At 43.8% G+C, this 14,313-nt stretch carries 22 protein-coding genes and 2 pseudogenes; 21 read left to right on the forward strand and 3 right to left on the reverse strand.

The features are described 5' to 3' along the window. Positions 1–326 precede the first annotated feature (326 nt). Positions 327–539, reverse strand: a complete 213-nt coding sequence (locus tag H8A87_RS07715) for a hypothetical protein (RefSeq protein ID WP_198689401.1) — start codon at positions 537–539, stop codon at positions 327–329. A gap of 19 nt (positions 540–558) precedes the next feature. Between H8A87_RS07715 and H8A87_RS07720 the strand changes: the two genes are divergently transcribed. Beyond that, positions 559–837 carry a hypothetical protein gene (locus tag H8A87_RS07720; protein WP_198689402.1) on the forward strand — a complete coding sequence of 93 codons (279 nt, stop codon included), beginning with the start codon at positions 559–561 and terminating at the stop codon, positions 835–837. Positions 838–853: 16 nt separating this feature from the next. Here H8A87_RS07720 and H8A87_RS07725 read toward each other — a convergent pair whose 3' ends face one another. Continuing rightward, the gene (locus H8A87_RS07725) at positions 854–1,087 is read right to left on the reverse strand and encodes a hypothetical protein (protein WP_198689403.1); all 234 of its coding nucleotides are present in this window, start codon (positions 1,085–1,087) and stop codon (positions 854–856) included. A 157-nt stretch (positions 1,088–1,244) separates the two neighbouring features. Between H8A87_RS07725 and H8A87_RS07730 the strand changes: the two genes are divergently transcribed. From H8A87_RS07730 to H8A87_RS07755, 6 genes are all read left to right on the forward strand, one after another. Further along, positions 1,245–1,565 carry a phage holin, lambda family gene (locus tag H8A87_RS07730; protein ID WP_232370124.1) on the forward strand — a complete coding sequence of 107 codons (321 nt, stop codon included), beginning with the start codon at positions 1,245–1,247 and terminating at the stop codon, positions 1,563–1,565. After that, complete coding sequence (locus tag H8A87_RS07735) at positions 1,565–1,966, forward strand: structural protein (protein WP_198689404.1); 402 nt, start codon at positions 1,565–1,567, stop codon at positions 1,964–1,966. The genes H8A87_RS07730 and H8A87_RS07735 overlap by 1 nt, the downstream gene beginning before the upstream one ends. Before the next feature lie 168 nt (positions 1,967–2,134). Further along, the gene (locus tag H8A87_RS07740) at positions 2,135–2,824 is read left to right on the forward strand and encodes a Rha family transcriptional regulator (protein WP_198689405.1); all 690 of its coding nucleotides are present in this window, start codon (positions 2,135–2,137) and stop codon (positions 2,822–2,824) included. Positions 2,825–2,826: 2 nt separating this feature from the next. Then, positions 2,827–3,285 carry a lysis protein gene (locus H8A87_RS07745; RefSeq protein WP_198689406.1) on the forward strand — a complete coding sequence of 153 codons (459 nt, stop codon included), beginning with the start codon at positions 2,827–2,829 and terminating at the stop codon, positions 3,283–3,285. After that, complete coding sequence (locus tag H8A87_RS07750) at positions 3,282–3,488, forward strand: crAss001_48 related protein (protein ID WP_198689407.1); 207 nt, start codon at positions 3,282–3,284, stop codon at positions 3,486–3,488. The genes H8A87_RS07745 and H8A87_RS07750 overlap by 4 nt, the downstream gene beginning before the upstream one ends. Positions 3,489–3,688: 200 nt before the next feature. After that, positions 3,689–4,267, forward strand: a complete 579-nt coding sequence (locus H8A87_RS07755; protein WP_198689408.1) for a sce7726 family protein — start codon at positions 3,689–3,691, stop codon at positions 4,265–4,267. On the opposite strand, the gene H8A87_RS07760 is transcribed toward H8A87_RS07755, so the two are convergent. Further along, positions 4,227–5,330, reverse strand: coding sequence for a beta family protein (locus H8A87_RS07760; protein WP_332460347.1), 1,104 nt, complete (start codon positions 5,328–5,330; stop codon positions 4,227–4,229). The two genes, H8A87_RS07755 and H8A87_RS07760, sit on opposite strands and share 41 nt — an antisense overlap. A 249-nt stretch (positions 5,331–5,579) precedes the next feature. Between H8A87_RS07760 and H8A87_RS07765 the strand changes: the two genes are divergently transcribed. The 14 genes and pseudogenes from H8A87_RS07765 to H8A87_RS07830 all read left to right on the forward strand — a co-directional run. Beyond that, the gene (locus H8A87_RS07765) at positions 5,580–6,809 is read left to right on the forward strand and encodes a phage tail tape measure protein (protein ID WP_198689409.1); all 1,230 of its coding nucleotides are present in this window, start codon (positions 5,580–5,582) and stop codon (positions 6,807–6,809) included. Positions 6,810–6,902: 93 nt separating this feature from the next. Continuing rightward, the gene (locus H8A87_RS07770; protein WP_198689410.1) at positions 6,903–7,382 is read left to right on the forward strand and encodes a type VI secretion system-associated protein TagO; all 480 of its coding nucleotides are present in this window, start codon (positions 6,903–6,905) and stop codon (positions 7,380–7,382) included. Positions 7,383–7,451: 69 nt separating this feature from the next. After that, positions 7,452–8,033, forward strand: coding sequence for a hypothetical protein (locus tag H8A87_RS07775; protein WP_198689411.1), 582 nt, complete (start codon positions 7,452–7,454; stop codon positions 8,031–8,033). 142 nt (positions 8,034–8,175) lie between these two features. Then, positions 8,176–8,406: a hypothetical protein gene (locus tag H8A87_RS07780; protein ID WP_198689412.1), complete on the forward strand. Its 231-nt coding sequence runs from the start codon at positions 8,176–8,178 to the stop codon at positions 8,404–8,406. 262 nt (positions 8,407–8,668) lie between these two features. After that, positions 8,669–8,980: a type II toxin-antitoxin system RelE/ParE family toxin gene (locus H8A87_RS07785; protein WP_198689421.1), complete on the forward strand. Its 312-nt coding sequence runs from the start codon at positions 8,669–8,671 to the stop codon at positions 8,978–8,980. A gap of 2 nt (positions 8,981–8,982) precedes the next feature. Then, positions 8,983–9,273 (forward strand): helix-turn-helix domain-containing protein, encoded by a 291-nt coding sequence (locus H8A87_RS07790; protein WP_198689413.1) that lies wholly within the window; start codon positions 8,983–8,985, stop codon positions 9,271–9,273. A 145-nt stretch (positions 9,274–9,418) separates the two neighbouring features. Then, positions 9,419–9,673 (forward strand): type II toxin-antitoxin system RelB/DinJ family antitoxin, encoded by a 255-nt coding sequence (locus H8A87_RS07795; RefSeq protein WP_198689414.1) that lies wholly within the window; start codon positions 9,419–9,421, stop codon positions 9,671–9,673. Further along, positions 9,663–9,959 (forward strand): type II toxin-antitoxin system RelE family toxin, encoded by a 297-nt coding sequence (locus tag H8A87_RS07800; RefSeq protein WP_198689415.1) that lies wholly within the window; start codon positions 9,663–9,665, stop codon positions 9,957–9,959. Before H8A87_RS07795 ends, H8A87_RS07800 begins: the two co-directional genes overlap by 11 nt. A 1-nt stretch (position 9,960) precedes the next feature. Then, positions 9,961–10,047 (forward strand): annotated as a pseudogene (locus H8A87_RS07805) (IS3 family transposase); the annotation flags it as partial. A 93-nt stretch (positions 10,048–10,140) separates the two neighbouring features. Further along, positions 10,141–10,488, forward strand: a complete 348-nt coding sequence (locus tag H8A87_RS07810; RefSeq protein ID WP_198689416.1) for a phage tail protein — start codon at positions 10,141–10,143, stop codon at positions 10,486–10,488. Continuing rightward, positions 10,485–11,222, forward strand: coding sequence for a phage minor tail protein L (locus tag H8A87_RS07815; protein WP_198689417.1), 738 nt, complete (start codon positions 10,485–10,487; stop codon positions 11,220–11,222). The genes H8A87_RS07810 and H8A87_RS07815 overlap by 4 nt, the downstream gene beginning before the upstream one ends. A 1-nt stretch (position 11,223) precedes the next feature. Continuing rightward, positions 11,224–11,967 carry a C40 family peptidase gene (locus H8A87_RS07820; protein WP_198689418.1) on the forward strand — a complete coding sequence of 248 codons (744 nt, stop codon included), beginning with the start codon at positions 11,224–11,226 and terminating at the stop codon, positions 11,965–11,967. A gap of 17 nt (positions 11,968–11,984) precedes the next feature. After that, positions 11,985–13,574 (forward strand): annotated as a pseudogene (locus H8A87_RS07825) (host specificity protein J); the annotation flags it as partial. Between the two features lie 149 nt (positions 13,575–13,723). Beyond that, positions 13,724–14,313 (forward strand): hypothetical protein (locus H8A87_RS07830; RefSeq protein WP_198689419.1); only part of this gene is annotated, 590 nt, incomplete at its 3' end.

Consider the following 14,313-nt stretch of genomic DNA (forward strand, 5'->3'; position numbering starts at 1 on the left):
GTTCAAATCCAAGGCTGCGCTCTGGTGCGGCTTTTTTCGTATCTACCCGTAGTCAACTTTGAGCTGACAACTCAACTCCTGCAAAAAATGCAGTAGTTCAAAATCCCGCAAGAGTCTGGGATGTTTAGAGGAATATTTTAATTCCCCTGAATTCGAGGGTTTTACAACTCAACTCAGGCAGCACTGATCAATGCTTAATTTCATTTAAAATCAATATATTAATTGTATTTTTAACCATTTCGAGCAACACCTCGAATTGGTATAGAGAGCACCCATGAAAGATGAATTTGACGGATTTATTCAACCCTCCGGTAATTCCGGAGAGTTCAATCAGGGCTGCGCTCCGGAGTGGCCTTTTTTATCCCCACTTTCCGTTTTTTCTCCCTTATTTGAGGGATGAAAACAAGAAGTGGCCATAGCTCATTAACCGGATTTACCACCGCAATCACTCTCATCACATCTGTATCCACGCATTGCGGCTGGCTCCTAACTATTTGAATTAATTCCGATATGGGAATTCCCATATCGGTATCTCCCATTAACTCACTCATGAGGTGAATGATGAATATTGAAGTTTCCATGCCACAGAAATCTAATCGAGTAGACAATGCACTGCACACTCTTGCAGAAGAAGGTAAAGGTGACTTTAGGGCAGCCATCATTGATACACTGATAGCTAAAGTTGTTGTTGCTGGCATCAGTGATGTACCTAGCTTGAGAGCATCATTTGAGTATTCAGAAGATTTTGTGACCGATGAGATTACACTGAAAGAATTCAATGATAGGGCGGTGGCGTTCGCTGAAAAAACGATGAAAGATTTAAAAATCCCCAAATAACTGGGGATTGATATTATTAGTCTTCTTCTTTTCTGATCATATCAAAATACATATTGTTGGCCTTAGCATATATGGACGACAAGGCGTATGCGCGCTTTTCTTTTTCCTTATAGAAGGATTTGTCTGATTTAGACAGTTTGTCCATATACTTGGTGATCCTTATACGTAAAGCCCCTGCATTCTCGCCGGCCTCCGCCATTGAGACTGCCAGTAAAAATGCAAGTTGATATTCTAGTAATTCGTTATCCATATTTTTCCTTTGTCGAGGTAATCAGCCATCCCTCCATTGGTTGATTGATTTTTGGCTGATCTAACAACATACCTTAAGTATCAACTCATTACTTTTAACCTACTCACAGGGGCGACTCTCTCACCCCACGGACGCCCATTGCTCAATGGGGTGGAATATGAAGATGAAAGAAAATCCTGATTTGTGGGCCTACCTGCTGGAAGGCTTGAAAAACTCGTGGCCGCAGGTATCCGGCACACTATTAGCTGCGGCAATTTGTTACGGCCGTCTGATTTACGATGGCGTGGAACGTAAGAACCGATGGATAGAGGCACTGCTATGCGGTGCATTCTCGTGGAGCATTACAAGTGGTCTGGAAACGTTCGGCATTCCTATCAACTTTGCCCCGGCTATTGGTGGCGCCATTGGATTTATCGGTGTGGAAAAAATCCGCGAGTTTGCGATTCGGGCCATCAATAAGCGTTTGGGAGATAAGTAATGACCAGAGGCATACGCAATAACAATCCGGGCAACATTGACCATAACCCGGCCAATAAGTGGCAGGGTCAGTTGAAGCATGATCTGAGTATTGAAAAGCGGTTCTGTCGGTTTGAGTCTGCCGAATATGGTATTCGGGCACTCATGAAGTTGCTGTGCAATTACCACAAGAAAGGCTATCAAACAGTAGCCAAGATGATAAACCGCTGGGCGCCCACCAATGAAAACAACACTTCGGCTTATATCAACGGTGTTGCTAAGTCTCTGGGTGTCGATCCTCACCAGGTTATCGAGGTGAACAAGTCAACGTTGATTGCTCTGGCCAAGTCTATTATTCGCCACGAGAACGGCCAGCAACCTTATTCAAACGAAGTATTCGAAAAAGCATTCAGCTTACTTTGAGTGATGAATCTCCCATTTCGGAGGTTCTCTCTACATATGCGTACTGACGTGCGCAAATCCCAACCATGAGCTTATAGAAATAGAGCCTGAGAATTATCGCTGGGTGGCGACCTCTCATGGGCGATATTTCTACGTCAGCAGGCTCTTATTTCTATAGGAATACGCGAGATGAGACTTTTAGTTAAAAAATCCAATGGTCAGCCTGTAGTTACAACTGATGTTATCGCCAATGAGTTTGGCAGGGATCATAAGAATGTTTTGCAGAATGTACGGGGACTGATAGAAAGCCGTCATTTAGGAGAGCTTGATTTCAAGCCCTCCTCATATATCAGTAAACAAAACAAAGAATTACCTTGTTATGAGTTAACGGAACGAGGTTTCCTGGTTGCCATGCCGTTCATTGGTGGTGAAAAAGCCCGTGATGGACAGGTGCGTTTGGTTGACAGCTTCATTAAGTTCCGTGAAAAGGCCGCTAAAGAATCTCAAATTCAGCTGGAGCGAGAAAGAGCCAAAGTTGAATATCGACCCATGACGGATGCTATCAAAAATAGCCGAGAACAGGATGGAAAAGAAACAGAACATTTTCATTACAGCAATGAAGCTGATTTGATTAATGACGTTGTGCTTGGCATGAAAGCAGCCAGGTTTAAAAAATTCAACGATATTGGTAAAAGCGAAGCCATCAGGGATTACCTGACTGAATGGCAAATTAAAGCCATTACCGAATTACAACGGGCAAACACCGTTCTCATTTCAATGGGCTGGAGTCGCGATCAAAGGAAGGAAGCGCTAAAAGGTATCTTTGATAAAAATTACCGCCAGCCATTGATAGAAGAACAGGCAAGGTTAAATTCATAGCTATGAACACCCTGACTAAAACACTTGCCGCAACCTGTGCGATCCTCGCATTTGGGTTGTGGTGGGTGAATGACAGCTATAGCGACCTGAAAAGTGGTTACGGGTCGCTGTTGAGTGACTTCAATAAACAAACCGCCCTCATCACCAACCAGCAAGAACGCATCCAGCACCTTGCAGAACTGGACACCCGTCACACTCAGGAGCTAACCAATGCCAAATCTAAGATCACTCAGCTTAGCGATGATTTGCGCACTAACGTTAAGCGCGTGTATGTCAAAGCCCAGTGTCCAGTGTCTGAAACCGCTTCCAGCACCGGCTTGGATGATTCAAGACCCGCCCGACTGGAGAAAGACGCTGAACAAGATTATGTACGTCTCCTCGGAGAACTGGAAACCCTTGAAGCCCAGTACGTTGGACTGAGGGATTATGTGAATAGTGAATGTCATAAGGTGAACAAATGAACAAACAGCAAATACAGCCACATCAACAACGCGTCATGGATGAAGCAACCGAACTTGATGAGAGGATTGCAAAACTTTCTGGCTTCATCGGTGACTCTATCTATAGAAAGTTAGAAGAAATTGACCGATTTCTATTAGATACGCAACTGTCAGCAATGAAGATGTACTCTGAGATTCTGCATAAGCGCATTAGGCGATTTTAGTTACCACCTCAGAGCAAATGATGCTGGGGTGGCAGGGGTATGTCAGGACGCAGTGTCTTAACTGAATGCTGATATTTTTTCTTAAAATTGGCTCTGTATCAGAGGACGAAGAAAAAAATCGTGCTATATATTCAGTAAGTGTTTAAAGTTCTTGGTCGCAAAAACGGTTATATTAACTATTTGGAAATAAAGACAAGAAAATGAAAGACATAGATGTGCGGCGTGCTGTTCACTCTAAGATACTGAAAGAGCATCACAAAGACCCTGATACATTGGTTATTGACGAATTCACAATGAGCCTTGGGGCAAGTCGTGCTGATATTACAGTGATTAACGGGCTTATGCATGGCTATGAAATAAAAAGCAAAAGTGATAACTTGCTTCGTTTGCCATCACAGATTCAATATTATTCATTGGTCATGGATAAGGTGACTCTTGTCGTTTCTGACACTCATGCTAAGCCAGCAATGGAGATTATCCCTGATTGGTGGGGGGTCAAGATAGTAACGCAAGGTGCAAGAAATGGTATACATCTGCACACCGAGCGACACAATCGTCTTAACCCATCCATAGATAAAGTCTCTCTTTCTATGTTGTTATGGAAAGAGGAAATGTTGGAAATTTTCTCTGATTTAGGCAAAGACCGTGGTCTAAAAAGCAAACCACGGCGCATGTTATGGAATAAATTAGCCGAAGCCTTAGATACCGATGAGCTTCGCGATTTGGTCAGGGAAAAACTTAAAGCCCGTACAAACTGGAGAGCTGAGAAACTACTTTAGTAATGTGGTGGTTCTGCCCAATTTTTCTCCAAACTTCCGGGCTACCAAATTTGTAATTCCCTGTAGGATTTTGAAGGTATTTGGCGTACTCTTGCGCATAATTATCTATATCTTTATCGCCATTAGAGAATGTATTTCCTGAATATTCAGGATGGGACACAATTGCTTTACTATGGGCGCCATACTGTTCATAGCCATAACGATTTGCAACTTTTCCTCTGAATACCAAAAAATCACTATCGCCGGTATATCGAACACTCGCGGTAACGCTTGGGAATCTAGTTGCGAGGCGAGAATAATCAGGATGCTGTATTCCATAGTCACTATAAATGACATTTCTTAATAACCTTCCGCTAGAATAAAGATCTTGCCACAATATCCACTCCAAGCGAGTTTGGGAGTAAGCCCCTAACGATATGCCACTCAAATCAACAGGGAAAGATCCTGATGCTAATGATACAGAGCGGAACCTTTGGAGGTTGTTAAGGTTATTAATCAAGCCTAATGCAAGGATTTTACTATGCTCCAAGCTGACGCTATCTTCTGACAGCACATCTCTTAGATCGATGATTACGTCAATGTTTTCATGAGTGATTTGTAACTCGTTGATATAATCAGTAATTAGCTGAGGGTTAACCAGATCAGTGGTAGTTAACCTCAGGCACACTTCTCCCTGCACAAGAGTACTAATGGATTGTTGATAATTAAATGTTCTGGTTGGAGATGTTACTGGAATGACTCTAAACCCAGCACTTCTTGCTTGGTTTATCGCGTTTTCAATTGGATACGTGTCTGTTGATGAGATAAATTGCTCTTCAATTAAAATTCCATCTAAAAACACCACTGGGATACCGTCGCATCCAGAAAGAATTTTTTGCCCAAAGCCATTTAACATTTCATCGTATGTTTTATCTGGGATATCTGTATCGGGGTCTATAGGAACTGGCTCAATTTCTAATAAAGGAATAATCTTTGATTTAGTGAATGTATCGAGTTGACTTAACGCTGTGAACTCAGCTCGTTTAGTTTTCAGAATTGGAATGTATGAAATCACTTCAGACACTGTTTATCTCCTTGTTATGGTGAGAGTTGAAAATAAACAGTCTATTGCCTCTCTCTAGATAATATAAAGAGAGCTGGATCGCATTCCTGCAAGTAGAAGGCTTTATATATTAATAATCGTGATGTTATTCATGTTCTTTCACTTAGCATAAATCCCAATTATAAAAACTATTCCTTTACCCATTCCCTTGAGTGGTTAGAGGCTGATAAATATGCACTAACTAAGGAGCAGTACGAAGAAGCGAAGAAAATGATCAACTATAAGTATCGTGACCGCAAAATGCCCGGTACTGGAAAAAAACCTCCAAAAGAGCCTAAATTTAAAGTTGATGCGGGCACTCGTGCCGATGAAGCTGCAAATAAAGCGTTATTATCCCTACAAGTACAATTAAGGGTTCTCAAAGAACACAAGACTGTTAATGATGTTATCAGCTCTGAGCGCAAAAAATTGTGGGATATGGAAGCCAAGTTTGCCATTTTGGAAGAGTCTCAAGGAAAGAGAAAGCTGACGCAAGATGAGCAATCGTTACTCCTGCAAAAAGAGTCTATTCTTGCTTCACAACGCGCACTGGCTGTCGTGGGTGATGAAGTTGAATTGCAGAAGAAAAAGAATGCCGAGCTGGATAAGCAGCACAAGCGAATTGAAGAAATTCAAGCTCGTACCAGAGCATTGACTGACAGCGCTGGTAAATCTGATCGAGTCTATCAACAGGATATAGCCTTAGAGAAAGCCAAAACGCCGGAAGAAAAAGATGTGTTAAAGAAACACTTCGAAGAAGAAGAGGCTTTGCGAGGCAACTGGGAGAAAGGAGTTCAGAAGGGCTTCGCTGAATTCCAAGACCAAGCAACCAATACCTACGCCAACGTTGCCCAAATCTCACAAGCAGCATTTTCTGGCATGAGCAACACCCTGTCTGATTTCCTTCTCACTGGTAAGGCTGGTTTTGTTGACTTCACTAAATCAATTCTTAGCATGATTACTAAAATGCTCATGCAAATGGCGATGCTGAAAGCTATGAAAGCGGCATTTGGAGGCACAGCGTTTGGAGATGCCCTTGGATTTGCTGGTGGAGGTTACACTGGAGATGGTGGTAAATACGAGCCTAAAGGCGTAGTTCATGGTGGCGAGTTCGTATTCACTAAAGAAGCAACGCAACGTTTAGGTGTTGAAAATCTATATAGGTTAATGGGCAACACTAAGCGTGGCTATGCTACTGGTGGTCACGTAGGCAGTTCTCAGCCAATGACAATCAGTGCTCCCACTCAAAGAATGTACGGAATGCAGCCTGTAGCGACTGGTGGTGTGGCTTTCAATATGGGCGATCTTTATATCAGTTCACCTTTACAACAGCAGCAATCATCTGCCACCGGTAATGATGCAGCGGTCAGGCGTGAATTACGACAAATGGTTGAGGTTGGCGTTAATCAAATGCTGAATAACCCCGCATCTGCGCTGTATCGTACTATCAAAGGGCGTTAGTAAGTATACCGGAATGGACTCTGGTTTTCTTTGCTTCATTTTGCATCACATTTTGACTAAGATTCATGTAACTATTTAAAATGAGGATGGAAGATGAAAAAGTTATTATTGGCTCTAGCTTGTTTATTGCCGTTAACTTCAACTGCAAGTGAATATCAAGATATTGGTAAATGGTTTATTACGAAAGAAGTAAATAAGCTCACAGATAAGGTGGACTACTTCGCTGTTTTGTCACCAGAAGGTGGGGAAGGGGCATTGGTATTGAGGTGTAAAGACAATATAACTGAAGCTTATCTTGCGACAGATGAATATCTAGGAAGTGAAGATTATACTAAAGTGACATTTAGAATAGATAAAAAAAATGTAGTAACTGAGTATTGGGTCATGGGGGGAGGTGGTGATTCTGCTTTTGCTCCAAGTTCAGTGAAATTTATAAAAAAAATATATGATAAACAAAATGTAATTTTTGGTTATAAACCATACGGAAAAACACAAATAGTCGCCGAGTTTAAAATAGACCACATAAATGAAGTTGCAAAAGAAATATCCAAAGCTTGTGGCTGGAAATTGTAGATTTTGTTTAAGTGAGTTGATTAATTCATGGAATAATCAATAAATGTATATATTAAATAGAGGGTTGGGATGAAAAATTTTGGGTTCTTCCTTCTGGTAATCGGTGTTATTGCTATTTTTGTATCACTTAATATGGATGTAAGTGTAGCAACTGGATATGGTGGAAGAGTTAACAATATCGGGTTGGTGGCTCAAAGACAAAATTTCTTATTGATTAGCTGCTTTGTTGCTTTGTGTGGTTTGTTGTTGACTATCTTTGGAGGAAGGAAATCTCTTAATGGTGATAGTAAAAACAATCAAATAAAGTGTCCATTTTGTGCAGAGCTGATCAACATTGAAGCACTTAAATGCAAGCATTGCGGCAGTGAAGTTCAGGAAAAAATAGAAGAAGTAACTCTTAAAAAATTTAAGCCATCCAAAGTCTCACCTGAGTTTTTCTATAAAAGAAGAAAGGATGGAATAGAATTAATAGATGATAGGGTTAAGGAGCTATCAGAAACGTTGATAAAAGCAAACATAGACAAGGAAACTCAAGAGATAGAGCTTCATTATCAATCGGAAATAGAGATCCTTAATAAAGGGCTGCCAAGATCAATACGAAACCAATTTCAGGAAAGATATATATATTGGCTTCACAATATTAAGTTTTAGAGAAGATACTTATGCAGAACCAAGCATTCCGAGCCGGCAAACCATAACTTATAGCCTGCTTCGGCAGGTTTTTTGTTTGCTTCAAATTGCAATATCTATAGACTACCATTACATAAGTTAAAAATGACTGGGAGTATAATAGATGAAAAAACTTATATGGTTAGCGCTTCTTATTCCGACACTTGGGCAAGCAAAAGAAACTGAGAAAGAATTTTTTATAGAAATGGTAAATGCGACTTGCTCAGGGCATGAAGCCCCTGACCTTTGTAAATGGCAAATTGAGAATTTAAGTGCTATTTCAAGCATCAATACGCTGACTTATTATAGTTGTAAGTTGAAAAATAAAAAAACGATGAATGTTCTGAAGCTATAAAGATGTTTAATTACATTCAAGATCAGTATGATAGAAATATGTCTGAAACAACAAAGAAATAGAAGAGTAGCCACCTACCCAGTGAAATTCATGAAACATTTATCAGGAAAATAAAGTACTGGGATAATGAATTATCAAATAGTCACAGCAGATAATAGCCCGTTGGGGCTTTATTTTTCTCAACCCTCATCTATGCGCCATTGACTTATAAATTAAAGGTGTATAATATTACCTCAAGCATACACCAATGACGTACTTAAATATGATATTCATTGAGACTCCCATATTCACAGAAGACTGCAAAGATCTGCTCAGTGATGATGAATACCGTGAGTTTCAGCAATATCTTGCAGACAATCCCGCTGCGGGTGATGTTATCCAGCACACTGGAGGCTTGCGTAAAGTCAGGTGGTCATCTGGAGGTAAAGGTAAGCGAGGTGGCGTGCGTGTTATCTATTATCACAAAGTCGATGCCTCACACATCAGGTTGCTGCTGATTTATAAAAAAGGCGTCAAAGATGATCTTAGCGAATCAGAAAAGAAAGTCTTGAGAACATTAAATGAGGGGTGGTAACAATGGATGGCAAATTATTTTCCAGACTCACTGAAAGCATGACACAGATGAACGAAATCATGGATGGCGAACGCGCTGCCTCTCGTGAAACTCTCGTTGAAGCAGTGAAAGTAAAGAATATTCGTCAGGCAACCGGCTTAAGTCAGGCGGGTTTTGCTAAATTAATCTCTGTGAATGTTGGAACTCTTCGTAACTGGGAACAAGGAAGGCGAGAGCCAACGGGACCAGCGAAAGCCTTGCTAAAAGCAATAGAGAAAGATCCCGTTCATGTCTTAAAAGCGCTATCTATGTAGGTAGCACTTCATAATTGTTAAAGCCCCATCACGGGGCTTTTTTGTTGGTCATTAGCTAGGTTTTACGAAAGTTTCGTAAAACTCATTGTGCCATAGATGCAATAATGTACAATGTAATACAAATGTAATTACATGCGGTGATATTATGAGCACAATTCAGATAAGAGTAGATGAAGAACTTAAAAAAGATGCATATCGGGCATTTGATAAACTGAATATGTCGCCCTCTGACGCATTGAGGCTCTTTCTGCGCTATGTAGCTGAAAATGAGAAACTACCGTTTGCAGAAGTATCCGTGATGGTCTCAGAACGTGATGAGGATGAGGACATTTTGGAAGTAGTGCGTGAGCGCCTAAAAAATCCCGCTAAAAGAATTCGGGTAAATCTCGATGAAATTTAATGTTGAGTTTGACGAACGCGCTTTAAAAGAATGGAAGAAGCTGGATAAAAGTATCCGTGAGCAGTTTAAAAAGAAGCTGCGAAAGTTACAGGAAAATCCTTATATCGAATCAGCCAGATTACACGGTGATTTAGCAGGCTGCTTTAAAATAAAACTTCGTTCTTCGGGGTTTCGTCTTGTCTACCAAGTAATAGATGAAGAAATTGTGATATGGGTGATAGCTGTAGGTAAAAGAGAAGATTCAAAAAGTTATAAAATGGCTAGCGAGCGCTTGAACGATAAATAGTCACTATTACAACTATGACCGAATCAAGGTTAAATTAAAAGGACTGAGTCCTGTAGAGTACAGAAATCAGTCCTTAAAGGCCGCTTAATCAACTGTCCAACTTTATGGGGTCAGTTCATCGGCGGGTTTTTTTACATCCTAATACCGCTTAACTGCGGTTTTTTCTTTTATAGGTACTTATATGACTATTGAAGAGTTTAAATGGAGAACTCAAATCCAAGATTCGTCCAGCGGTGAATTTAAACATCGAATTAAAGTGGTTGAGTTTGGTGATGGTTACAAACAAGTTTCTGCTGATGGTATTAATCCAGAAACCCAGACGTGGTCTTACTCCTACATAGGAGTGAAAGAAGAGGTAATGCCTATCTTTCAGTTTATCCGCAGGCACACCTTAAAATCATTTATCTGGACGTCACCGCTTGGAGAGAAGAGCTTGTATCGGGTAAAAGCCGATTCAATAACCATGACCCCTATGGCGGGGGGAGTCATGAAAATATCAGCAACCTTTGAACAGGCATTCAGCGCATGACAATTAATGCAGATTTCCAGTGTCTTGAGCCGGGGAGTAAAATTCTGTTATTTTCAGTTGATGGCTCGGCCTTTGGTGGGCCAGAACTGTATTTCCATAATCACCCCGCCCCTTATACGGAAGCAGAACTAGAAAGCGACGGTGATTTACCAGCTAAATCCATTTGGTGGCAAGGTATCGAGTATAAGTCGTGGCCGGTCAGAATTGAGGGCTTGGAGATAAACAGTGATGGCGGGACTGTATCGCCAATGATCAGCGTGGCTAATCTTGATGGGACTATGAGTGCAATGTGTCTGGCGCATCAAAATATGGTTCAGGCGCGTGTCACCATTCATATGACCTTTGCGCACTATCTGGATGCCCGTAACTTCCCCGAGGGTAATCCAGAAGCCGATCCGACACAGGAGAAAATCGACGTCTTCTATATTGACAGCAAGACGCATGAAGACAATACGGAGATTCATTTTGCTTTGTCTTCGCCCGCTGACTTACAGGGGATTCAAATTCCTACCCGCCAGATTCATAGCCTGTGTACATGGTGTATGCGGGGGCAATATCGCAAGTCGCCATGTAACTACACAGGGACGCGGTATTTTGATGAAGACGGCAATCCAACCGATGATCCTTCGCAAGATGCCTGTGGTGGGCTGATGAATGATTGCAAAAAACGATTTGGTGAGACTGAACAATTGCCGTTCGGCGGTTTTCCGGGCTCTGCGTTACTAAGGCGGTGATATGGAAACATTGCGTAAACATATTGTCAGCGCCATCATGGATCACGCACAGGCAGAATACCCCAATGAATGCTGTGGTCTGGTTATCCAAAATAGCCGCAAACAGCAATACATCCACTGCCGCAATACCGCCCCCTTACCAACAGAACAATTCAGCATTCACCCCGAAGACTACGCCGAAGCCGAAGACGCAGGGACGATTATTGCCATTGTCCACAGTCACCCCGACGCCACCACCCAACCCAGTCAGCTGGACATTGCCCAGTGTGACCTGTCACAAGTTCCGTGGGTGATTGTCTCATGGCCCGAAGGGGATGTCCGTACCCTGATGCCAACGGAAGGCATTAAGCCATTAATTGGCCGCCCGTTCGTGCACGGCATTTGGGATTGTTATTCCATTGTGCGTGGCTGGTATCGGCTGGAGCGCAATATTGAACTCCCTGACTTTGAGCGTTCAGACGGCTGGTGGGCGCGGGGTGAGAACCTGTATATGCAGCACTATGCTGAGGCTGGGTTCACAGAATGCAGCGGCGAATTAGAGGTTGGTGATGTGATCATTATGCAGGTGCAGGCCAGCGAACCTAACCATGCCGGAGTCTATATCGGTGAGGGTTTGATGCTGCACCATATGTACGGGCAACTTAGTAACCGTGTGTCTTACAGTGGGTACTGGCAGGAACGAACGATGATTACCTTGCGTCATATAAACCCACCCGCTTTGGCGGGATTTTTTTGGAGTAGATGATGAATACACTACGCACCATACGGCTATCCTGGCCACAATTGCAGGAACAGAAAGAAAACGGGGATACGGTCGGTTATGTTATTAATTATGCGATAGATGTCGCCACCGATGGCGGGAGTTATCAGGAAGTCCTGAAAACGGCCGCCGACGGTAAGACAACCACCAAATATGAACGCTCACACCGGATTGATTTGCCCAAGTCGCATTCGGGCTGGCAGGTACGTGTACGTCGCCTGACACCCAAACAGACCGGTAACCGCATTGCCGATACGATGGTGGTGGAATCCGTCACGGAAATCATCGACGCCAAACTGAGTTACCCTGAAACCGCCCTGCTGTTCGTCCAGTTTGATGCCAAAAAGTTCCGCAATATCCCCCAGATATCCTGCGAACCGAAGATGCGTGTTATCCGCGTGCCCGATAATTATGATCCCGACAGCCGCAATTATTCCGGCGTGTGGCATGGTGCCTTTAAATGGGCATGGACCGATAACCCGGCGTGGGTGCTGTACGACCTGATGATTAATGACCGGTTCAGCATCGGCACCCGGGTGAAAGCGGAAAATTTATCGTTGGCAAAATGGGATTTGTACCGCATTGCCCAATATTGTGATCAGTGGGTGCCTGATGGTCAGGGGGGTCAGGAGCCGCGCTATACCTGTAATGTCTATATCCAGTCACAGGAAGATGCGTGGACAGTTCTGCGGGATATTGCCGGTATCTTTCGGGGGATGACGTTCTGGGCCAACAACAATATGAACGCGCTGGCGGATATGCCGCGTGATGTGGATTATATTTATACCCGTGCCAATGTGCGTGAGGGTAAGTTTGCTTATTCCAGTGCCAGTGAGAAGACCCATTACTCTACGGCGATGGTGAGCTGGTCAGATCCACGGAACGGCTATCAGGATGCGGTTGAGCCTGTTTTCGATAACCGGCTGATAAAACGCTTTCAGGTAAAGCAGGCGGATGTGACCGCCATCGGCTGTACCCGCCAGAGTGAGGCGATAAGACGCGGAAAATGGGTGCTGCTGACCAATGAGTATGACCGCATGGTGACGTTTACCGTGGGGCTGGAGGGCAAAATCCCGTTACCCGGTTACGTCATTGGGGTGGCGGATGAAATGTTTTCCGGCCGCGTACTGGGCGGGCGCATCAGTGCGGTTGATGGACGCAATATCACGCTGGACAGGGTATCTTCTGCCAAAGTGGGTGAGCGTCTGATCCTGAACTTACCGTCGGGTAAAGCCGAGGGGCGCACCCTTCAGGCCATCAATGGGCAGGTTGTCACCGTCACTACCGAATATTCAGAACCCCCTGTCGCTGAATGTGTCTGGGCGATTGATGCGTCAGATTTGGCTGTCCAGCAATTCAGGGTGACCGGCATCAGGGAGGGGGAAGACGGCGTGTCCTTTGAAATTACCGCCGTGGAGCACAACCCCGATAAGTACACCCATATCGATACCGGCACCCGCATTGATGAACGTCCCATCTCTGTTATTCCGCCCGGTGTGCAGTCCCCGCCGAAGAATGTCGCCGTCAGCAGTGACTCTGTCGTCAGTCAGGGCATTGCGGTGACGACGCTGAGAGTGACGTGGGACTCCGCCTGTCTTATGTGTTTATGTGCACTCAAACGGGAGAGTGGCCGAATGAAAAACGTCAGTTTTCGGTAAAAGATAACCACATTATTATCTCAAATGGCCGGAATGTTGCGGCGGCCGGCTGGCTGATTGCCTACTACACTGCGTGAGGACATATGGACTGGGGCGCATTTTTAACAACGAATGAAGGGGTGCCGTGGTGGACACCCAAAACGACACCGCTTTCTTTTGTCAGGAAAGAGACCCGTAGTGTGGGCAGATATCTGACCAGAATAGACACTCACCTCAGTGTAGGGCAACCCTGCATGGCGTTTATCTGTGCCCATGGTCAGGGTGGGAGAGATGGGCCGTATTGCGAGTTGACAGGGGGAGATAAACTCTGGCGAATTGAATTAATTGCAGCCGATGCCAAATATCCGGTTTTGTGCGACATTTATATTTTTACCCTCGTTTATCCACAACCTGTCCCGGAGTGGGGGATTGCCATCTGGGACGAGGCCGGTCAGTGCGTGTTGACCAGTGATACAAAACCTCTGGCGATGGAGGGCGAATACAGGACGACCCAGACGCTGAAAGTGCGGGGGAAGAAAGCCATCCTGATGCAAACAACAGGCTGGTTAAGCTCCACAATCGACTCGCCTGACTCCCCGATGAAACAATACAGGAATACCTCGTTTTCTGCGGTTTTTAATGGACAAGACACCCAATTTATCCCCGCGGCGGTATCAGGTTCGACAGCGCTGAT

Source organism: Xenorhabdus lircayensis (genome assembly GCF_016306625.1).
In the GTDB taxonomy this organism is placed as follows: Bacteria; Pseudomonadota; Gammaproteobacteria; order Enterobacterales; family Enterobacteriaceae; genus Xenorhabdus; species Xenorhabdus lircayensis.